General features: G+C 73.0%; 16 protein-coding genes. 14 read left to right on the plus strand and 2 right to left on the minus strand.

The genetic code is table 11. From position 1 onward, the window contains the following. The first annotated feature begins 322 nt into the window (after positions 1–322). The 9 genes from VMI11_10220 (at position 323) to VMI11_10260 (ending at position 10,862) form a co-directional block, all read left to right on the plus strand. Complete coding sequence (locus VMI11_10220) at positions 323–1,972, plus strand: phosphatidylglycerol lysyltransferase domain-containing protein (protein ID HTY72780.1); 1,650 nt, start codon at positions 323–325, stop codon at positions 1,970–1,972. Positions 1,973–2,027: 55 nt separating this feature from the next. Continuing rightward, entirely contained in the window at positions 2,028–2,561 is a 534-nt protein-coding gene (gene ruvC / locus VMI11_10225) for a crossover junction endodeoxyribonuclease RuvC (GenBank protein HTY72781.1), read from the plus strand. Beyond that, complete coding sequence (ruvA, locus tag VMI11_10230) at positions 2,558–3,154, plus strand: Holliday junction branch migration protein RuvA (protein ID HTY72782.1); 597 nt, start codon at positions 2,558–2,560, stop codon at positions 3,152–3,154. Before ruvC ends, ruvA begins: the two co-directional genes overlap by 4 nt. A 23-nt stretch (positions 3,155–3,177) precedes the next feature. Next, complete coding sequence (gene ruvB, locus VMI11_10235) at positions 3,178–4,269, plus strand: Holliday junction branch migration DNA helicase RuvB (GenBank protein ID HTY72783.1); 1,092 nt, start codon at positions 3,178–3,180, stop codon at positions 4,267–4,269. Positions 4,270–4,352: 83 nt separating this feature from the next. Further along, positions 4,353–4,802 (plus strand): preprotein translocase subunit YajC, encoded by a 450-nt coding sequence (yajC, locus tag VMI11_10240; protein HTY72784.1) that lies wholly within the window; start codon positions 4,353–4,355, stop codon positions 4,800–4,802. A 109-nt stretch (positions 4,803–4,911) separates the two neighbouring features. Beyond that, on the plus strand, positions 4,912–6,720 hold the full coding sequence (gene secD / locus VMI11_10245) for a protein translocase subunit SecD (protein ID HTY72785.1): 1,809 nt from the start codon (positions 4,912–4,914) through the stop codon (positions 6,718–6,720). After that, positions 6,720–7,898 carry a protein translocase subunit SecF gene (secF, locus tag VMI11_10250; protein HTY72786.1) on the plus strand — a complete coding sequence of 393 codons (1,179 nt, stop codon included), beginning with the start codon at positions 6,720–6,722 and terminating at the stop codon, positions 7,896–7,898. The genes secD and secF overlap by 1 nt, the downstream gene beginning before the upstream one ends. Further along, complete coding sequence (locus VMI11_10255) at positions 7,895–8,422, plus strand: adenine phosphoribosyltransferase (protein ID HTY72787.1); 528 nt, start codon at positions 7,895–7,897, stop codon at positions 8,420–8,422. The genes secF and VMI11_10255 overlap by 4 nt, the downstream gene beginning before the upstream one ends. Before the next feature lie 127 nt (positions 8,423–8,549). Next, positions 8,550–10,862: a bifunctional (p)ppGpp synthetase/guanosine-3',5'-bis(diphosphate) 3'-pyrophosphohydrolase gene (locus tag VMI11_10260; protein HTY72788.1), complete on the plus strand. Its 2,313-nt coding sequence runs from the start codon at positions 8,550–8,552 to the stop codon at positions 10,860–10,862. A gap of 233 nt (positions 10,863–11,095) precedes the next feature. On the opposite strand, the gene VMI11_10265 is transcribed toward VMI11_10260, so the two are convergent. Both VMI11_10265 and VMI11_10270 read right to left on the minus strand, forming a co-directional pair. Continuing rightward, a complete protein-coding gene (locus tag VMI11_10265) occupies positions 11,096–12,349 on the minus strand; it encodes a DUF349 domain-containing protein (protein ID HTY72789.1) in 1,254 nt (417 codons plus the stop codon). Beyond that, positions 12,346–13,254: a peptidylprolyl isomerase gene (locus VMI11_10270; protein ID HTY72790.1), complete on the minus strand. Its 909-nt coding sequence runs from the start codon at positions 13,252–13,254 to the stop codon at positions 12,346–12,348. Before VMI11_10270 ends, VMI11_10265 begins: the two co-directional genes overlap by 4 nt. A gap of 86 nt (positions 13,255–13,340) precedes the next feature. Here VMI11_10270 and VMI11_10275 point away from each other — a divergent pair, with 86 nt between their 5' ends. The 5 genes from VMI11_10275 to VMI11_10295 all read left to right on the plus strand — a co-directional run bounded on the left by VMI11_10275 (position 13,341) and on the right by VMI11_10295 (position 20,360). Further along, positions 13,341–14,042 (plus strand): MBL fold metallo-hydrolase, encoded by a 702-nt coding sequence (locus tag VMI11_10275; GenBank protein ID HTY72791.1) that lies wholly within the window; start codon positions 13,341–13,343, stop codon positions 14,040–14,042. 3 nt (positions 14,043–14,045) lie between these two features. Further along, positions 14,046–15,386 (plus strand): histidine--tRNA ligase, encoded by a 1,341-nt coding sequence (gene hisS / locus VMI11_10280; protein HTY72792.1) that lies wholly within the window; start codon positions 14,046–14,048, stop codon positions 15,384–15,386. Positions 15,387–15,534: 148 nt separating this feature from the next. Continuing rightward, a complete protein-coding gene (locus VMI11_10285) occupies positions 15,535–17,007 on the plus strand; it encodes an Rv2578c family radical SAM protein (protein ID HTY72793.1) in 1,473 nt (490 codons plus the stop codon). A gap of 190 nt (positions 17,008–17,197) precedes the next feature. Continuing rightward, positions 17,198–18,934, plus strand: a complete 1,737-nt coding sequence (gene aspS / locus VMI11_10290; GenBank protein HTY72794.1) for an aspartate--tRNA ligase — start codon at positions 17,198–17,200, stop codon at positions 18,932–18,934. A gap of 52 nt (positions 18,935–18,986) precedes the next feature. Then, positions 18,987–20,360, plus strand: coding sequence for a replication-associated recombination protein A (locus VMI11_10295; GenBank protein HTY72795.1), 1,374 nt, complete (start codon positions 18,987–18,989; stop codon positions 20,358–20,360). Positions 20,361–20,504 lie beyond the last annotated feature (144 nt).

The raw sequence follows: 20,504 nt of genomic DNA on the forward strand, positions 1-20,504 counted from the left end.
TGGGCACCCCGATTGCGCGGAATCGCGTGGGTGGGTGGGGCTGGGCACCCCGATTGCGCGGAATCGGCGGGGGTGAGCGGGGGTGAGCGGGGGTGAGCGGGGGTGAGCGGGTCGGGCGGGGCGGGCAACCTGTCGATGGGATCAAGGTCACGGCGCGTCACCCCAGTGGAAGATCCGGGCCGGGAGGCGGGCGAGGGATGATGGTGGTCCTCGACGGCAGCGGGCCGTCTCGAGCCAGGAGGCGCAACTGAGCAGCCTCGCCTCCCTGGAGACCCGCGGGCGGTCCGCCTGGGGCACGGCCGTCGCGGCGCGCACCCCGGTCATCCTGGCCTGGGCGGTACGTCTCAACGCGGTCCTGTGCGTCCTCGACCTGCTGCGGCCGGGCGTGGGCGACCGGCTGGCCCGTACGTCGCACTCCGCGCTCATCGACGGCGCAACGCTCGCCCTTGCCGTGGCCTCGGCCGGTGCCCAGTTCGTGCTGGCGAACGGCCTGCGCCGCCGCAAGCGGCGCTCGTGGTACGTCACCGTGACCCTGGTCTCCCTCTCGACGGTGGCCGCCCACCACCACGAGGCCACCTGGTCGACGCTCACCGGGCTGGTGCTGCTGGTCCTGCTCATCGCGGGCCGCCGCCACTTCACGGCGGCCCCGGGACCGGGGACGCTCACCCACGCGGCACAGGCCTTCGCCGTGATGCTCGCGGTCTCCGTCGCGGCTGGGCTGACCCTGACCGAGGACACCGCCCCCTCAGCCCGCCTCCTGCCGTGGCTCGGCCAGACCCTGGTCGGCCTGATCGGCTTCGTGCCCGACCTGCCCTTCCAGCGCCCGCCCCAGTCCGACCTGGCGGCGACGGTGCTCCCGCTCATGGGCGCGGCCACTGCCCTGGTCACCCTCGCCGTGCTGCTCGCTCCCGCGTGGCGCCCGCCGCGACCCTCGACGGGCGACGAGGCGGCCGTTCGGGAGCTCCTCGACCGGTGGGGCGAGCAGGACTCCCTGGGCTACTTCGCGCTGCGCAGCGACAAGTCGCTGGTCTTCTCCGCCTCCCGCAAGGCGGCCGTCGCCTATGGCGTCGCCGGGTCGGTCGCCCTCGCCTCCGGCGACCCGCTCGGTGACCCGGAGGCCTGGCCGGGCGCCATCCGGGCGTGGCTGGACACCGTGCAGGCCTACGGCTGGATCCCCGGCGTCCTGGGTGCCTCGGAGGCGGGCGCGACCGCCTATGCCCGGGCCGGCCTCGAGGCCCTCGAGCTCGGCGACGAGGCCATCCTGGAGCTCGCGGACTTCACCCTTTGTGGACGATCGATGCGCACGGTTCGCCAGGCCGTCAACCGGGCCGAGCGCTCGGGGCACCGGGTGGAGCTCGACCGCCAGCGCGACCTGGACACCGACCAGCTGGCCGAGCTCACCTCGGCAGCCGCCGCGATGCGCGACGGGGACGTGGAGCGCGGCTTCTCGATGGCCCTGGGCCGCCTCGGCGACCCGCGCGACCCGGACCTGGTCGTCGCGCGGGCGCGTGACGCCGACGGTCGGCTCGCGGCGGTCCTGGTGCTCGCCCCGTGGGGGCGGCACGGCCTGTCCCTGGACGTCATGCGCCGCGCCCACGACGCCGAGAACGGCGTCGTCGAGCTGGTCGTGGCCGAGCTCGCCCGGCGCGGCCCGCAGATGGGCATCGAGCGGCTCTCCCTAAACTTCGCGGTCTTCCGGTCCACCTTCGAGCGCGGCTCGCGGATCGGGGCCGGCCCGATCCTTCGGCTGTGGCGCCAGGTGCTGCTGCAGGCCTCCCGGTGGTGGCAGATCGAGTCGCTGTACCGCGCCAACGCCAAGTACCACCCGACCTGGGTCACCCGCTTCGTGTGCTACCGGCGCACCGGTGAGCTGCCGCGCATCGGGATCGCGGCGCTCGAGGCCGAGGCGCTGCTGGTACGCCCGCGGGTCGCCCGCCTCCTGCGACCCAGGCTCGGCGCGTCGGCGCGGTGACGTCGGCCCGGGCGGCTAGCGTGTGCGAACACGTGTTCGTCTCGGGAGGAGCGTCGTGCGAGTGCTCGGGGTGGACCCCGGCCTGACCCGCTGCGGGCTGGGCGTCGTCGACGGCGCGCCCGGCCGGCGGCTGGAGCTGGCCGCCGTGGGGCACGTCCGCACCTCGCCCGAGGCCGACGTCGCGCAACGGCTGCTCACCCTGGAGCGCGAGCTGGTGGCCTGGCTGGAGGAGTTCGGACCGGATGCCGTGGCCGTGGAGCGGGTCTTCAGCCAGCACAACGTGCGCACGGTGATGGGGACCGCCCAGGCGGCCGGGGTCGCGATCGTGGTCGCCGCCCGCCACGGCGTACCCGTCGCCCTGCACACCCCCAGCGAGGTCAAGGCCGCGGTCACCGGCAGCGGCCGGGCGGACAAGGCGCAGGTCACCGCCATGGTGACCCGCATCCTGAGCCTGTCCGAGCCGCCCCGGCCGGCCGACGCCGCCGACGCCCTCGCGCTGGCGATCTGCCAGATCTGGCGCGGCAGCGCCCAGGCGCGCCTCGCGGGGGCCGTGGCTCGCGCGGGTGCCCGAGCAGGAGGTGGTCGGTGATCGCGTACGTCTCCGGGCGCGTCGGCGCCCTGGCGCCCGAGCAGGCCGTCATCGAGGTGGGCGGCGTCGGCCTGGCCGTCCAGTGCACCCCGGGGACCCTCGCGCGGCTGCGAGTCGGTCAGGCCGCGCAGCTGGCCACCTCACTGGTGGTCCGTGAGGACTCCCTGACCCTGTACGGCTTCGCCGACGACGACGAGCGCTGCGTCTTCGAGCTGCTGCAGACCGCCACCGGGGTCGGCCCGCGGCTGGCCCAGGCCGCGCTCGCCGTGCTCACCCCCGACGAGCTGCGCCGGGCCGTCGCCGCCGAGGACCTCGCGACCCTGGTCAGCGTCCCGGGCATCGGTCGCAAGGGCGCCCAGCGCATCGTGCTGGAGCTCAAGGACCGCCTCGGTGCGCCCGTCGGACCCGGCTCCGCCGCCGTCCCCGCCCCGCGGTCGGCCGACTGGCGCGGGCAGGTCCACGCCGGGCTGATCGGTCTCGGGTGGTCGACTCGTGAGGCCGACGAGGCGGTCGCCGCGGTCGCCGACGACGCCGGTGAGACGCCAGACGTCGCGGGCCTGCTGCGCGCCGCCCTCCGGACGCTGAGCCGATGACCCGGCCTCCGGCCGGCGAGCCGATGACCCGGCCTCCGGCCGGCGAGCCCGACGCGGGCCTGCTGGACGCCGGCGCCGGGTGGGACGAGCGCGCTTCCGAGGCGGCGCTCCGGCCGCGCCTGCTGGCCGAGTGCATCGGGCAGACGCGCGTACGCCGCCAGCTCGGCCTCGTCCTCGAAGCGGCCCGGCGGCGCGAGCGTGCCCCCGACCACGTCCTGTTCGCAGGCCCGCCCGGCCTCGGCAAGACGACCCTGGCCATGGTGATCGCGAACGAGATGGGCGTGCCGCTGCGCGTCACCAGCGGACCGGTCATCCAGCACGCCGGGGACCTGGCCGCGATCCTGTCCTCCCTCACCGAGGGCGAGGTGCTCTTCCTCGACGAGATCCACCGGATGGCCCGCGCCGCAGAGGAGATGCTCTACCTGGCGATGGAGGACTTCCGGGTCGATGTCGTCGTCGGGAAGGGCCCCGGTGCCACCGCCATTCCCCTCGACCTGCCCCGCTTCACCCTGGTCGGGGCCACGACGCGCACCGGCCTGCTGCCCGGGCCGCTGCGCGACCGCTTCGGCTTCACCGCCCAGCTGGAGTTCTACGAGACCGACGAGCTCGTCCACGTGGTCCACCGCTCCGCGGCGCTGCTCGCGATCCCGGTCACCGACGACGGAGCCGCGGAGATCGCCCTGCGCTCCCGGGGCACCCCGCGCATCGCGAACCGGCTGCTGCGCCGGGTCCGCGACTTCGCGCAGGTCGAGGCCGACGGGCAGGTCACCCGAGAGGTGGCCGCTGCCGCCCTGGCCGTCTACGACGTCGACCAGCTCGGCCTGGACCGCCTCGACCGGGCCGTCCTCGACGCGCTCTGCCGCCGCTTCGGGGGCGGCCCGGTGGGGCTGGCCACGCTCGCGGTCGCCGTCGGCGAGGAGCGGGAGACCGTCGAGGAGGTGGCTGAACCCTTCCTCGTGCGGGCCGGCCTGCTCGTGCGCACCCCCCGCGGCCGGGTGGCCACTAGCGCCGCCTGGGAGCACCTGGGCCTGCCGGTCCCGCGGGCCTCGGTCGGACCGGCCAGCCCGCTGCCGCTGATCTTCGAGGAGGACGAGGAGGCCCCACCGGGCCCGTAGACTGCGCGTCCCCGAGACACCGGGGATTCAGAAGCCGGGCATCCAGACACCAAGTGCCCGAGACGCAGAGGACGTGGGACGACGTGGCGACGGTTCTCGTCTACGGGCTGCTCATCGCGGCGGTGGTCTGGCTGCTCGCCATCCGCCCGGTACGTCGCCAGCGCGCCCAGCGTGCCGCGGTCGAGGCCCGGCTCGCCCCAGGCGTGCGGGTGATGACCACCAGCGGCCTGCTCGGAAGGGTGGTCGAGGTGGCCGGCGAGGAGGTCGTCCTCGACGTCGGCAATGGGGTGCAGCTGCGCTTCGTCGCCCGGGCGGTGGCCACGGTGTTGCCCGAGGACGCCGAGACCATCGCCGCGCTGCCCGAGGCCGACACCGTCGCCGCGCTCGAGGCCGACACCGGCCGGCCCGACGCCGGTCAGGCTGACGCCGGTCAGGCTGACGCCGAGCAGCCCCCCGCGGGCGCTGAACGGGATGCCCCGGAGGGCGCTGGGAACTCCTCGCCCGCACCGAACGTCACCGACGAGGACACCTGACCCGCGCGAGAACCCGCGCGCGCGGCGGCCCGTTCACCGGCCGGGCCCCGGGATCGGGGATACTGCTGCGACCGACGTCGGCCGGCGACACGAGGAGAGCTTCACCGTCATGGCACGAAAGCCAGTCGCGACCGGCGCGAGCACCCCTGGCCGTTTCCTGGTGGTGATGGCGCTGGTCCTGGTGGCGCTCGGCAGCTGGATGGCCATCACCGGGCACACCACGCCCAAGCTCGGCCTGGACCTGCGCGGCGGCACCAGCGTCACGTTGATCCCCCAGACCCCGAACGGCCAGGGCAAGGTCACCCAGTCCGCGCTCAACCAGGCGGTCGACATCATCCGCCAGCGCGTCAACGGCACCGGCGTCGCCGAGGCCGAGGTGACCACCCAGGGCAGCGGCAGCGGGGCCACCATCGTCGTCTCGGTCCCGGGCAAGAACCAGGGCGACCTGGTGGACAAGGTCGGCCAGACCGCCCAGCTGACCTTCCGGCCGGTCCTGCAGGAGGCGGCATCGGGCACCACGACGACCCCGACGCCCACCCCGAGCACGAGCTCGAGCTCGAGCGCCAAGGCGAGCTCGAAGGCCTCCGCCAAGGCCAAGGCGACGGCCAGCGCCAAGGCGAAGGCGTCCGCGAAGGCGTCCGCGAAGGCTTCGACGTCGAAGGCCGGGCGGTTGCTCACCCCAGGCCTGACCGCCGACGCGAGCGCCTCCGCCAGCCCCTCGACCAGCGCGAGCCCGGCGGCCGCCGGCGCCTCCGCCAGCCCCGCAGCCAGTGGGTCGGCGAGTGCGTCGGCCAGCGCCTCGGGCTCCTACGGCCCGGCGATCCCGCCCTCGCAGCTGCAGGGCAAGACCCAGGCCTCGCTGCAATCGGTCTACGACTCCATCGACTGCCTCAACCCGGCCAACCGCGAGGGGTTCAAGGACGACCCGGACCTCCTGCTGGTGACCTGTTCCCGCGACGGGCTGACCAAGTTCATGCTCGACAAGGCGGCCGTCGCCGGCACCCAGATCAAGAGCGCGGAGGCTGGGCTCGACACGACGAGCGGCAGCGGCTGGCTCATCGACCTGCAGTTCAAGTCCAAGGGGACCGAGCAGTTCAAGGACATCACCAAGAAACTGGTCTCGAACCCCTCGCCCACCAACGAGTTCGCGATCACCCTCGACGGTCTGGTGGTGAGCCACCCGTACGTGCAGAGCGCGATCGTCAACGGGTCGGCGCAGATCAGCGGGTCGTTCACCAAGCAGGAGGCCAAGGACCTCGCCGACGTGCTGAAGTACGGCGCGCTGCCGCTGTCCTTCCAGATCGGCGAGGTCGAGTCCACCTCGCCGACCCTCGGCAGCGACCAGCTGCAGGCCGGCCTCATCGCGGGCGCCCTGGGCCTGCTCCTCGTGGTCCTGTACTCGATCCTGTACTACCGCGGGCTGGCGGTCGTCACGGTCCTGTCGCTGACCGTCGCCGGCCTGCTGACGTACGGCCTGATCTGCTACCTCGGCGTCGCGATCGGGTTCACCCTCACCCTCGCCGGCATCGCCGGCACCATCGTCGCCGTCGGCATCACCGCCGACTCCTTCGTCGTCTTCTTCGAACGACTGCGCGACGAGGTCCGCGAGGGCCGCTCGCTGCGGTCGGCGGTGGAGACCGGCTGGGTACGTGCGCGGCGCACGATCATCGCCGCCGACCTGGTGTCGATCCTGGCGGCGGCCGTGCTGTACGTCGTCTCGATCGGCGCCGTCCGCGGCTTCGCCTTCACCCTCGGGCTGACCACGATCGTCGACCTGTTCGTCGTGTTCTTCTTCACCAAGCCGATGATGACCCTGCTCGCGCGCACGGAGTTCTACGGCAAGGGCCACCCGTGGTCCGGCCTCGACCCTGACCGTCTCGGCCGTCGACGCCCTGAGACCACCCTGCAGGAGGCGTGATGTCGAGGCTGTCCGACGCCACCGGGCGCCTGTATCGCGGCGAGGTCTCCTACGACTTCGTCAGCCGCTGGCGCCGCTGGTACACGATCTCGGGGATCGTCCTGCTCATCTCCGTCGGGGCGCTGTTCGTCCGCGGCCTCGACCTGGGGATCGAGTTCAAGGGCGGCGCGGTCTTCCTCGTCCCGACGAGCACCGGCACCGTCGCCCAGGCCCAGACCGCCGTGAAGGACGCCGGCGTCAACGGCGAGGTCGTCGTCACCGAGGTCACCAGCAAGAGCGGCCGCTCGCTGCGCATCCAGACCCCGTCACTGGCGAACGGCCAGGCCATCACGATCCGCAACGACCTCGCCACGAAGTTCACGGTGCCGCAGGACCAGATCAGCACCCAGGTGGTCGGACCGTCGTGGGGCCAGCAGATCACCAAGAAGGCCATCCGCGGCCTGGTGATCTTCATCGTGCTCGTCGTGATCTTCCTGACGCTCTACTTCGAGTGGAAGATGGCCATCGCCGCGGTCATCGCCCTCATCCACGACCTGCTCATCACGGTGGGGATCTATGCCCTCACCGGCTTCACGGTCACCCCTGCGACGGTGATCGGCGTCCTGACCATCCTCGGGTACTCCCTCTACGACACCGTCGTCGTCTTCGACAAGGTCAAGGAGAACTCCCGCGGCCTGACGTCGGGGAGTCGGATGACCTACAGCGAGTCGGCCAACCTGGCCCTGAACCAGACCCTGGTCCGCTCGATCAACACCTCGATCATCGCGCTGCTCCCCGTGGCCTCCATCCTCTTCGTCGGGTCGGGCCTGCTCGGAGCCGGGACCCTCAAGGACCTCTCGCTGGCGCTGTTCATCGGCCTCGCCGCAGGCACGTACTCCTCGATCTTCATCGCCGTCCCGCTGCTGACCCAGATGAAGGAGCGGGAGCCGGCCATGCAGGCGCTGGCGCGACGGGTGGAGGCTCGCCGATCGGCCGGCAAGGTGCCGGCGGGGGTCGTCTCGTCGACTCGCCCCTCCTCGGCTTCGCGACCCGCCGCGCAGGAGGCTGCGGTGGTCGACCCGGCACCGGTCGCCGCCCAGGCGCCGGCTCCTCGACCCAACCCCCCGGCCCAGGCCGGGCAGCGCAACCAGCCGCGACGCGGCGGGCAGCGGCGGCCGCCGGGGAAGAAGCGCCGGTGAGCGAGCCCGGCGTCGCCGACCTGCTCCTCACCCACGTCAGAGACGTCCCCGACTGGCCCCAGCCGGGCGTGGTGTTCAAGGACATCACGCCGCTGCTCGCCGACGCGCGGGGCTTCGCCCGCGTGGTCGACGCGCTCGCGGCGGAGACCGGTCCGGTGGACCGGGTCGTGGGCATCGAGGCGCGCGGGTTCATCCTCGCCGCCCCGGTCGCCTACCGGCTCGGCTCGGGCTTCGTCCCGGTCCGCAAGCAGGGGAAGCTGCCGAGCCCGACCCTCGTCGAGGCCTACCTGCTCGAGTACGGCGAGGCGGTGCTGGAGATCCGCCACGAGACGCTGCAGCCGGGGGACCGGGTGCTCATCGTCGACGACGTCCTCGCCACGGGTGGCACCGCGGCAGCGGCCGTGGAGCTCGTGCGGCGGTGCGGGGCGAAGGTGGTGGGCGTGCAGGTCCTCATCGAGCTGGGCCTCCTGGGGGGCCGCGCCCAGCTGGCCGACGTGCCGGTGCGGGCGCTGCTGTCCCTGTGACCGGGTCGCAGCGGCGGGAAGCGCACCCTCGACTCAGGCGTTCCACCCGTCGATAAACTCGACACGGCGGGGAGAGGGCGAGGAGGCAGTGGCGCAGGAGGCGGCGGACGCGGGCGTGGGCACGGCGGTGCCGACGCCCACCGCGGCTCGACCGGAGCCCGAGGCCCCGGCCTCGGCGCGCGTCCGCGCCCGCCTCGCCCGCCTTGGCTCCCGCAGTTCGGGCGCCGGGGACCCCGTCCTCGAGCCACTGTTCCGCACTGTCCGCGCGACGCACCCGAAGGCGGAGCTGCGCGACATCGAGCGTGCGTACCGCGTCGCGTCCTACTACCACCGCGACCAGAAGCGCCGCAGCGGCGATCCCTACATCACCCATCCGCTCGCGGTGGCGCAGATCCTGGCCGAGCTGGGCATGTCCGGCGCGACGCTGTGCGCCGCGCTGCTGCACGACCTGGTCGAGGACACCGAGTACTCCCTCGACGCACTGCGCGCCGACTTCGGTGACGAGGTCGCCGACCTGGTCGACGGGGTCACCAAGCTCGACAAGGTCAAGTACGGCGACGCGACACAGGCGGAGACGGTCCGCAAGATGGTCGTGGCGATGGCTCGCGACATCCGGGTCCTGCTCATCAAGCTCGCCGACCGGCTTCACAACATGCGCACGATGCGGTTCATGCCGCCGGAGAAGCAGGAGCAGAAGGCCCGGGAGACGCTGGAGATCTACGCGCCGCTCGCCCACCGGCTGGGCATGAACACGCTGAAGTGGGAGCTGGAGGACCTCGCCTTCGCGATCCTCTACCCGAAGATGTACGACGAGATCGTGCGCCTGGTAGCGGAGCGGGCGCCCAGCCGCGAGGAGTTCCTGTCCGGGGTCATCGACCAGGTCGCCGCCGACCTGCGCGAGGCCAAGATCCGCGCGACCGTGACCGGCCGGCCCAAGCACTACTACTCCGTCTACCAGAAGATGATCGTGCGCGGCCGCGACTTCGCCGACATCTACGACCTGGTCGGGATACGCGTCCTCGTCGACTCCGTGCGCGACTGCTACGCGGCGCTGGGTGCGGTGCACGCGCGGTGGAACCCCGTACCAGGGCGGTTCAAGGACTTCATCGCGATGCCCAAGTTCAACATGTACCAGTCGCTGCACACGACGGTCATCGGGCCCGAGGGCAAGCCCGTCGAGCTTCAGATCCGGACCTTCGACATGCACCGCATGGCCGAGTACGGCATCGCCGCGCACTGGAAGTACAAGGAGGACCCGTCGGCGGTGAAGCCCGGCAAGGGCGACCGCGACTCGGCGAACGAGATGGCCTGGCTGCGCCAGCTGCTCGACTGGCAGCGCGAGACGACCGACCCGGGGGAGTTCCTCGACTCGTTGCGCTTCGACCTCGGCTCCTCGCAGGTGTACGTCTTCACGCCCAAGGGCGATGTGATCGAGCTGCCGCAGGGCGCCACTCCCGTCGACTTCGCCTACGCCGTCCATACCGAGGTGGGCCATCGCTGCGTGGGCGCGCGAGTCAACGGCAAGCTGGTGCCGCTGGAGAGCGCCCTGGACAACGGCGAGGTCGTGGAGATCTTCACCTCCAAGGCCCAGGGCGCCGGCCCCTCGCGCGACTGGCTGACCTTCGTCAAGAGCGCCCGCGCGCGCAACAAGATCCGTGCGTGGTTCTCCAAGGAGCGTCGCGAGGAGGCGGTCGAGAACGGCCGAGACGCCCTCGCCCGCGCGATCCGCAAGCAGGGCCTGCCCCTCCAGCGCATCGTCTCCGGCGGCCAGCTGCTCACGATCGCGCACGACAGCCGCTACCCGGACATCACGGCGCTGTACGCCGCCATCGGCGAGGGCCAGATCTCACCCGCGGCGATCGTGCAGCGCCTCGTCGAGGCCCACGGCGGGACCGAGGGCGCCACCGAGGACATCGCCGAGGCCGTCCAGCCCACCCGGGAGGGGCGGCGCCGTGCCGCGCGGCCCCAGGGCGACCCGGGGGTGGTGGTCAAGGGGGCCGACGACGTCTGGGTCAAGCTCGCGAAGTGCTGCACCCCAGTGCCGGGCGACCGGATCAAGGGTTTCGTCACCCGCGGCAGCGGCGTGTCGGTGCACCGCGCCGACTGCGCCAACGTGGCCGCCCTGGAGCAGCAGCCCGAGCGTATGGTCGAGGTCGAGTGGGCGCCGTCGTCCTCGACCCTGTTCCTCGTGCAGATCCAGGTCGAGGCGCTCGACCGGGCGCGGCTGCTCGCCGACGTCACGCGCGCTCTGTCCGACCAGCACGTGAACATCCTCTCGGCGTCAGTGACCACCACACGTGACCGGATCGCCTTGTCCCGCTTCACCTTCGAGATGGCCGACCCGACGCACCTCGGGTCCGTCCTGCGCAGCGTGCGCACCGTCGAGGGTGTCTACGACTGCTACCGGGTGACGGCGGGCGCCCAGCCGGCGCGCACCTGAGCACGGACGCCCCGCGTCCGCCCACTTGTGGCGGGCTCCACGTCACTCGCCTGCCCGGGAGTGACGTGCAACCCGCCACAAGTCGGGGGCAGACGTGGCCGTAGGCGGCGGTCCGCCGAACTCAGCGCCCGACGAACTCAGCGCCCGCCGAACTCAGCGTCGGACGAACTCAGCGTCGGACGAACTCAGCGTCGGACGAACTCAGCGTCCGACGAACTCAGCGTCCGACGAACTCAGCGTCCGCCGAAGTCGGCGAGTGCTCGCTCGGCCTCCACCAGCCACAGCCGACGTGCCTCGATCGACTCGCGGGCGCGGGTGACCGCGCGGTCGTCCCCGGCTGCCTCCGCGGCGCTCTCCTCGCGCTGAAGCTTCGCGATCGCGGCCTCGAGCTGCTCCACAGTGGCCTGGGCCCGTGCCCGAGCCTCCGGGTTCGAGCGGCGCCACCGCGCCTCTTCGGCGTCGCGGACCGCCTGCTCGACGCGGCGCAGCCGGCCCTCGACGCGCTCCCGGTCGCCCCGGGGCACATGGCCGACCTTCTCCCAGCGCTCCTGGATGTCGCGCAGCGTCGCCTTTGTCGTCGCCAGGTCGCCCACGGGGACCAGCTTCTCGGCCTCGGTGGCCAGCGCCTCCTTCGCGGCGAGGTTGTCGGACAGGTCCGCCTCGCGTTCGGCGAGGGCGGCCGAGCGGGCGTCGAAGAAGCGGTCCTGGGCGGCGCGGAACTCCTGCCAGAGGCGCTCGTCGGCGGCGCGGCCGGCCCGCCCAGCCGCCTTCCAGCGGTCCATGAGCTTGCGCATCTCCAGCGCAGTCGCCGCCCAGTCCGTGGAGCCGGCGAGGCGGTTCGCCTCCGCGACCAGCTGCTCCTTCGTCGCCTTGGCCTCGTCCTGCTCGACCGACAGCTTGGCGAAGTGGGCGCGGCGCCTGCGGTCGAAGGCGTTACGGGCCGCCGAGAACCGCTTCCACAGCGCCTGCTCGATCGAGCGGTCGACGTGCGGGGCCGCCTTCCACTCATCGAGCAGGGCCCTCAGCCGGTCGCCGGAGCTCTTCCACGCTGTCGACTCGGCGAGCGCCTCGGCCTCGGTGACGATGCGCTCGCGCTCGGCGCGCGCCGCTTCCCGCGCGGCCGTACGTTCCGCGCGAGCCGCGGCCCGCCGGGCCTCCAGCACCGGGCGCAGTCGCTCGACGCGGACCCGCAGGCCGTCGATGTCGCCCACCGCCTGCGGCTGCTGCAGGGCGGCCTCCAGGCGGTCGATGCTCGCCTGGACCTCGGTCGGGGCCACCTCGGCACCGGACGTCAGCCGCTGGGCGAGCAGCTCCACCTCCACCTCGAGGGCCCGGTACTTGCGCACGTAGTAGGCGAGTGCCTCCTGCTCGTCGCCGGCCTGGTACTGCCCGACGCGCACCTCGCCGGCCGACGTACGCACCCATACCGTGCCATCGGGGTCGACCCGGCCGAAGGACTCGGGGGCGGGCAGCTCGGCCTCGCTCACGGCGAAGCCGCCGAGGGAGCGCCGGTGACGCTCACGCCGTTGATGACCACGTTGGCCGCCGGTGCCCCGTCGGTGACGCCCGCCCCACCGGCCACGCCCGCCTTGGCGATCTCACGCACCACCTTGAGCGACTGGGGGGTCATGGTCCCGAGAACGGTGTAGCTGGGACTGAGGTAGGTGTCCTGGTAGACGAGGAAGAACTGGCTGCCTCCCGTGTGCGGGCTGCCCGTGTTGGCCATGGCGATCGTCCCGGCCGGATAGAGGGCCTGCCCGTCCGAGCCCGCCTTCGGCAGGTTCTCGTCAGGCAAGGTGTAGCCCGGTCCGCCGCTGCCGGTGCCCGTGGGGTCGCCGCACTGCAGGACGTAGATCCCCTCGTCGGTGAGCCGGTGGCACTTGGTGTGGTCGAAGAAGCCCTTGTCCGCCAGCGTGACCATCGACGCCACCGTCTTGGGCGCCTTGGCGGCGTCGAGGTCCATCGCGATGTCGCCACAGGTGGTGTGCAGGGTCAGCGTCACCCGCGCGTCGGGTGGGAAGCTCATCGACGGAGCCGAGGAGTACTGCTTGGTTCCGGGGCTCCCCGGGGACGGGGAGGCGCAGGTGGCCGCGGTGAGCCCGGCCAGCGACGTCGGAGAGCTCACCGCCGACGCGGTGCCAGTGGCCGACGACGAAGCCGACGACGACGTGCTCGCGGACCCGCTGGCGGTGGCGGACGCCTGCCCACCGCCGGTGCCGTGGACGAGAAGCGCGACGACGCCGACGACCGCGACCCCCGCGACCGCGGCGACCACGATCCCGACGGTACGAGTCCGCCGGCGCCGAGCCGCGTGCGCCTCGGACCGGCGCTGGCGCTGCCGCTCGTAGCGTGCGCGCTCGATGTCACGCGCACGCTTGTTGCTGCTTGCCACCAGGCCTCCGAACGATGAGCGTCGGCGCACAGTGTAGGCAGGGCCGGCGGGCGGGCCGGCCACCGGCGGGCCGGTACTCTCCCCCCGTGCTCGTCGTGGGATTCCCCGCTCAGGCGTTCGACACCAACTGCTACGTCGTCGCGCCCGCGCCGGGGGAGGAGTGCCTCGTCGTCGACCCCGGCATCGGCGTCGAGGACCATCTCGAGGAGGTGCTGCGCGAGCACCGGCTGCGCCCGGTCGCCGTCCTGCTCACCCACGGCCACCTCGACCACGTGTTCTCGGTGACCCCGGTCTGCGGTGCGCGCGGCGTCCCGGCCTACATCCACTCCGACGACCGCTCGCGGCTGACCGACCCCACGGCGACGTTCGGCCCGGTGCTGAGCCAGATGTTCGGCGGCGCACTGGAATGGAGCGAGCCGGACGACGTCCTCGAGCTCTCCGACGGGATGCGGCTGCAGCTGGCCGGGCTGGACCTCGTGGTCGACCACGCGCCCGGACACACCGAGGGCTCGGTCCTGTTCCGCAGCGACCCGGCGGTGCCGTCCGGCGACGAGCCGCCGTACTGCCTGTCCGGGGACGTGCTGTTCGCCGGCTCCATCGGGCGTACCGACCTGCCCGGTGGGGACAGCGCCGCCATGGTCCGGTCGTTGCGCGAGCGGATCCTGCCCCTCGCCGACGAGACCGTCGTGCTGCCCGGGCACGGCCCGCGGACCACGATCGGGCGCGAACGGGTGTCGAACCCCTTCCTCGTCGAGCTCGGCACGACCCCGCCGACGCGGGGGGTGTGAGTGGTGGCCCGACCCCGTCCGCTGTCCGGCTTCCCGGAATGGCTGCCCGCGGAGCGCATCGCGGAGCAGCGCGTCCTCGACCAGCTGCGGAGGACCTTCGAGCTGTGGGGCTTCGTGTCCGTGGAGACCCGCGCGGTCGAGCCCCTGGAGCAGATGCTGCGCAAGGGCGAGATCGACAAGGAGGTGTACGTCCTGCGGCGCCTGCACGCCGACCCCGACTCCTCGGACTCCGAGCTCGGCCTGCACTACGACCTCACGGTCCCCTTCGCCCGCTACGTGCTCGAAAACGCGGGGCACCTGCAGTTCCCGTTCAAGCGCTACCAGATCCAGCGTTGCTGGCGCGGGGAGCGGCCGCAGGAGGGCCGCTACCGCGAGTTCACCCAGGCCGACGTCGACATCGTCGGGGACGGCACTCTCGCGTTCCACCACGACGTCGAGGTCGCGGCGGTGATGGCCGACGCGCTCGGCGCCCTCGGCCTGCCGCACCTCACCCTGCAGCTCAACAACCGCAAGCTCATCGAGGGCTTCTACCGGGGCCTCGGGGCCACTGACGTCGGCGCCGTGATGCGCGCGGTGGACAAGCTCGACAAGGCGCGGCCGGCCGAGGTGCGCGCCCTGCTCACCGCTGCAGGGCTCAACGACGCCCAGGCGGACGCGTGCCTGGCGCTGGCGTCGGTGTCGGCGACGGATGCGTCCTTCGTCGACGACGTACGGGCCCTCGGCGTCCGCGACGACCTGCTCGACACCGGCCTCGAGGAGCTCGCCCTCGTGCTGGACGGCGCCGCCTCGATCGCGGGGGAGCGGGTGACGGTCACCGCGGACCTGCGCATCGCCCGGGGGCTCGACTACTACACCGGGACGGTCTTCGAGACCCGGATGACCGGCTTCGAGCACGTCGGGTCGATCTGCTCCGGTGGCCGCTACGACGCCCTCGCCTCCGACGGGGACCGGGTCTTCCCCGGGGTCGGGATCTCCTTCGGGGTGACCCGGGCGCTAGGCCCGCTGTTCGCCCGCGGCCTCATGGGCGCCAACCGCACCTCCCCGGCCTGCGTCCTGGTCGCGGTCGCCGCGGAGGGGACCCGTGGCGCCTCCGCGGCGGTCGCCCGCGTGCTGCGCTCGCGCGGAATCCCGTGCGACGTCGCGCCGGCGGCGGACAAGTACGGCCGCCAGATCCGCCACGCCGACCGGCGCGGGATCCCCTACGTGTGGTTCCCGTCCGGGTCCGGCGACGAGGTCGACGAGGTCAAGGACATCCGCTCGGGGGACCAGGTGCCGGCCGACGCCGCGACGTGGACCCCGCCTGTCGAGGACCTGCACCCCAGCATCACGCTGCCGCCCATCTGACGCCGATCCAGCGGAATCGGGGGATCTCGGGCCCCGGGTGGCGCCGATTGAGCGGAATCGGGGCCACCCGGGGTGCGCGGGGGCCTCGATTCCGCTCAATCGAGCCGTGGAGGGTGGTGGCGGAGGCGAACGTATGTTCGAATGAGGCATGCGCTGGGAGCAGCAGGTCCTCGATGCGCAGGACGACGCCGCCCTGCCCGGGCTCGGGCGCCGCCGCGGGGTGCTGCGGACGGTCTCGCCCCGGGAGATGCCCGGGGTGCGCTTCCACGAGGTCGTGGCGCGCAGCGCGCTGAACGCCGTACCCGCCGCCTCCCGAATGCCCTTCCGATGGACCGTCAACCCCTACCGGGGATGCGCCCACGCCTGCGTGTACTGCCTGGACGGCGAGACGCCGATCCTGATGGCCGACCTCTCGACCCGACGGCTGGCCGACATCGCTGTCGGGGATCGCATCGTCGGGACCGTCATGAGAGGCCGGTATCGACGCTGGACGGAGACGGCGGTCCTGGCGCACTGGCAGACGACCAAACCAGCGGTTGGTGTCACGCTCGCGGACGGTACGACCTTGCAGGCCAGTCCTGACCATCGGTTCCTGACACACCGTGGCTGGAAGCACGTGCTCGGGTCGGGGAGCGGATCCGGTCGGCGACCCCACCTGACCACCAACGACGTACTTGTCGGATTCGGCCACGGCGTGCCATCTGCGGCCCGCCGGGTCGTCGCCATCCAGCCGCTCGGCGTCGACCTGCCGATGTTCGACATCACGACCGGAACCGGGGACTTCGTTGCGGACGGAGTCATCAGTCACAACTGCTACGCCCGCGGGTCGCACTCGTGGCTGGAGCTGGACAGCGGGGAGGGGTTCGACCGGGAGATCGTCGTCAAGGTCAACGTGGCGGAGGTGCTGGCCCGCGAGGTCGCCCGGCCGAGCTGGCGGCGCGAGCACGTCGCGCTCGGGACGAACACCGACCCCTACCAGCGGGCGGAGGGGCGCTACGCCCTCATGCCGGGGATCGTGCGGGCCCTCGCCGGCTCCGGGACGCCGTTGAGCATCCTCACGAAGGGGACCCTGCTGCGACGCGACCTGCCGCTGCTGGCGTCGGCCGCGCGCGAGGTGCCGCTGGGGCTCGGGGTGTCCCTCGCCATCCACGACGAGGCGCTGCACGCGGCCCTCGAGCCGGGGACCCCCTCGCCGCGGGCGCGGCTGGCGCTCGTACGGGCCATCCGCGATGCCGGGCTTCCCTGCGGCGTCATGCTGGCCCCGGTGCTGCCCTGGCTGACCGATTCCACCGACCACCTCGAGCGGGCGCTGGACGCGCTCGAGGATGCGGGAGCGACCGGCGTGATGGTTCTGCCGCTGCACCTGCGCCCGGGGGCGCGCGAGTGGTTCTTCGCCTGGCTGGCACGGGAGCGCCCCGGGCTCGTCGGGCGCTACCAGGCGCTGTACGCCCGCGGGGCGAACGCCGCGCCATCGTATCGGCGGGCGCTCGCCGCCCGGGTCGCTCCGCTGCTGCAGCGACACGGCTTCGCGGGGGGTGAGCCCGGGATCCGCGACCCCGACGACCGCGAGTTCCCCGCCGGGAGCCTGCCCGCCGGTCCCGGTGTGAGGCCTTCCGACTAGGCCTCGTCCGCCGATGGTGACGCCGGATTGAGCGGAATCGGGCCATCCGGGAAGGGCGGAGGCTCCGATTCCGCTCAATCGAGCCGGGAAGGCCCCCCGGAACGCCTTGGCGCCGCTCGGCGAGCCCTCCGTAGCATGGCGGGGCCGCCGGCGCCCCGGCAGGCCGCTGACCGACACCGAAGGATCCTCCGTGCTGCGCACCCACGAGGCCGGCACCCTGCGTGCCGAGCACGCCGGCCAGACCGTCACCCTCGCCGGCTGGGTGGCCCGGCGGCGAGACCACGGCGGCGTGGCGTTCCTGGACGTGCGCGACGCCTCCGGGGTGGTGCAGGTGGTCGTGCGCGACCCCGAGGTCGCCCACGAGCTTCGCGCGGAGTACTGCGTGCGCGTCACCGGCGAGGTGTCGGCCCGCCCGGCCGGCAACGAGAACCCCGACCTGCCGACCGGCGACGTCGAGGTGGTCACCGACGTCCTCGAGGTGCTCAGCGAGGCGGCACCGCTGCCGTTCCAGATCGACGAGCACGTCAGCGTCGGCGAGGAGGCGCGGCTCAAGCACCGCTACCTCGACCTGCGCCGGCCGGGGCCGGCGGCGGCGCTGCGACTGCGCTCGGAGGTCAACCGGGCCGCTCGCGACGTCCTCCTCGACCGTCGCTTCGTCGAGGTCGAGACCCCGACGCTGACCCGCTCCACCCCCGAGGGTGCACGGGACTTCCTCGTCCCGGTGCGGCTGCGCCCGGGCCACTGGTACGCCCTCCCGCAGAGTCCGCAGCTGTTCAAGCAGCTGCTCATGGTGGCCGGGCTGGAGCGCTACTTCCAGATCGCGCGCTGCTACCGCGACGAGGACTTCCGCGCCGACCGGCAGCCGGAGTTCACCCAGCTCGACATCGAAATGTCCTTCGTCGAGCAGGACGACGTCATCGAGATCGGTGAAGCCGTCGTGAAGGCCCTGTGGGCGCTCGTCGGCCACGAGGTGAAGACGCCGATCCGACGGATGACCTACGCCGAGGCGATGGCCTCCTACGGCAGCGACAAGCCCGACCTTCGCTTCGGCCTGGAGCTGGTGGACTGCACGGAGTACTTCCGCGACACCTCCTTCCGGGTGTTCCAGGCGCCCTACGTCGGTGCGGTGGTGATGCCCGGCGGGGCAGGGCAGCCGCGCAAGCAGCTGGACGCCTGGCAGGAGTGGGCCAAGCAGCGCGGCGCGCGCGGGCTGGCGTACGTGCTGATCGCCGAGGACGGGGAGCTCGGCGGGCCGGTCGCCAAGAACCTCAGCGACGCCGAGCGGGACGGGCTCGCGGCGCACGTCGGCGCCAACCCGGGGGACTGCGTGTTCTTCGCGGCGGGCGAGCGGGCGCCCTCGCAGGCGCTGCTCGGATCCGCGCGCCTCGAGGTGGGACGCCGGCTCGGCCTGATCGATGAGTCCCAGTGGTGCTTCGTCTGGGTCGTCGACGCCCCGATGTTCGAGTGGGACGCCGACGAGGGGCGCTGGTCGGCGGTGCACCATCCGTTCACCGCGCCCAACGCCCAGTGGGCGGAGGACTTCGACCGCTCGCCGGGCGAGGCGCTGGCGTGGGCGTACGACATCGTCTGCAACGGCAACGAGATCGGCGGCGGGTCGATCCGTATCCATCGGGCCGACGTCCAGCGCCGCGTCTTCCAGACCCTGGGCATCGAGGCCGAGGAGGCGCAGGAGAAGTTCGGCTTCCTGCTCGACGCGTTCCAGTACGGCCCGCCCCCGCACGGGGGGATCGCCTTCGGCTGGGACCGCGTCTGCATGCTGCTGTCGGGGGCGTCGTCGCTGCGCGAGGTCATCGCCTTCCCCAAGACGGGGGGCGGCGAGGACCCGCTCACCGGGGCGCCGACTCCCATCACCGCTCAGCAGCGCACCGAGGCCGGGATCGACGCCGACCCGTACGCGACCGAGTGACGTGTCATGCACTTCGCAAAGGGGCCTTGTCGAGGCATGACAGGGTGAGCCGATGACCGACGACCTCTTCACCTCCGCCGGTGACGAGGTCGCGGCCGGCCGGGCGCCGCTCGCGGTCCGCATGCGGCCGGCCTCCCTCGACGAGGTCGTCGGCCAGGACCACCTCCTCGCGCCAGGCTCGCCGTTGCGTCGGCTGGTGGAGGGGTCCGAGGGAGCGGCCCCGGTCTCGTTGCTGCTCTGGGGGCCGCCCGGGACGGGCAAGACCACCCTCGCCTATCTGGTAGCCCGGGCCACCCGGCGGGAGTTCGTCGAGCTGTCCGCGGTCAGCGCCGGGGTCAAGGACGTCCGCGCCGTCATCGACGACGCCCGCCGCCGCCTCGGCGCCGGGGGGCGGGAGACCGTGCTGTTCGTCGACGAGGTGCACCGCTTCTCCAAGACCCAGCAGGACGCGCTGCTCCCGGCGGTCGAGAACCGCTGGGTCACCCTGGTCGCCGCCACCACCGAGAACCCGCACTTCGCGATCGTGGGGCCGCTGCTGTCGCGCAGCGTGCTGCTCACGCTGCGGCCGCTCGGCGAGTCCGACGTCCGCGCGCTGCTCGACCGCGCCCTCACCGACCCGCGGGGCCTGGCCGGCGCGGTCACCGTTCACGACGACGCGCTGGAGCAGCTGGTACGTCTCGCCGGAGGCGACGCGCGGTGGGCCCTGACGGCCCTCGAGGCGGCGGCTGGTACCGCGGCAGCGCGTACCCCGGGCGTCGTACCCACCGTCACGGTCGCCGACGTCGAGGTGGCCGTGGACCGCGCGGCGGCGCGCTATGACCGCGACGGTGACCAGCACTACGACATCACGAGCGCGCTCATCAAGAGCATCCGTGGCAGCGACGTGGACGCGGCGCTGCACTACCTCGCCCGGATGGTGGAGGCCGGGGAGGACCTGCGGTTCATCGCGCGGCGCCTGGTCATCTCGGCCAGCGAGGACGTCGGGATGGCCGACCCCACCGCACTGCCGCTGGCCATCGCCGCGATGGACGCGGTCGCCTTCATCGGGCTGCCGGAGGGCCGGATCCCGCTGGCCCAGGCGGTCGTCCACCTCGCCCTGGCGCCGAAGTCCAACGCCGTCTACCGGGCGATCAACGCCGCCGTCGAGGACGTACGCGCGGGGCGGGTCGGACCGGTGCCCGTCCACCTGCGCGACGCCAGCTACCCCGGCGCGGCACGGCTGGGCCACGGCAAGGGCTACCGGTACGCCCATGACGACCCGCGCGGCGTGGTGCCCCAGCAGTACGCCCCCGACGTCCTCGTCGGTCGCGAGTACTACGAGCCGGGGCGGCACGGGGCCGAGGCCGCGTACGCCGAGCGCGTCGAGCGGCTGCGCGCGATCCTGCGCGGGACCGACCCACCCCCGCCCGCTCCCCACGCCGACTGAGCGGATCAGTCGGGCCGGCGGCCGCTGGTGGTCCTGATTGCGCGGAATCGGCGGGGCGCCGGAGGTGGACCGTGCCGATTGAGCGGAATCGGCGGGGTGCGTGGCTCGGAGGGCCGGCGCCAGGGCGGGGGTGGCGTTGATTGA

The sequence above is a fragment of the Actinomycetes bacterium genome, assembly GCA_035506535.1.
Lineage (GTDB): Bacteria > Actinomycetota > Actinomycetes > DATJPE01 > DATJPE01 > DATJPE01.

Bases quoted from the DNA above. Each gene is read 5' to 3' on its own strand.
- secF (HTY72786.1), top strand. From the start codon at position 6,720: ATGTCGAGGCTGTCCGACGCCACCGGGCGCCTGTATCGCGGCGAGGTC.
- ruvB (HTY72783.1), top strand. From the start codon at position 3,178: ATGACCCGGCCTCCGGCCGGCGAGCCCGACGCGGGCCTGCTGGACGCC.
- VMI11_10285 (HTY72793.1), top strand. From the start codon at position 15,535: ATGCGCTGGGAGCAGCAGGTCCTCGATGCGCAGGACGACGCCGCCCTG.
- secD (HTY72785.1), top strand. From the start codon at position 4,912: ATGGCACGAAAGCCAGTCGCGACCGGCGCGAGCACCCCTGGCCGTTTC.
- VMI11_10295 (HTY72795.1), top strand. From the start codon at position 18,987: ATGACCGACGACCTCTTCACCTCCGCCGGTGACGAGGTCGCGGCCGGC.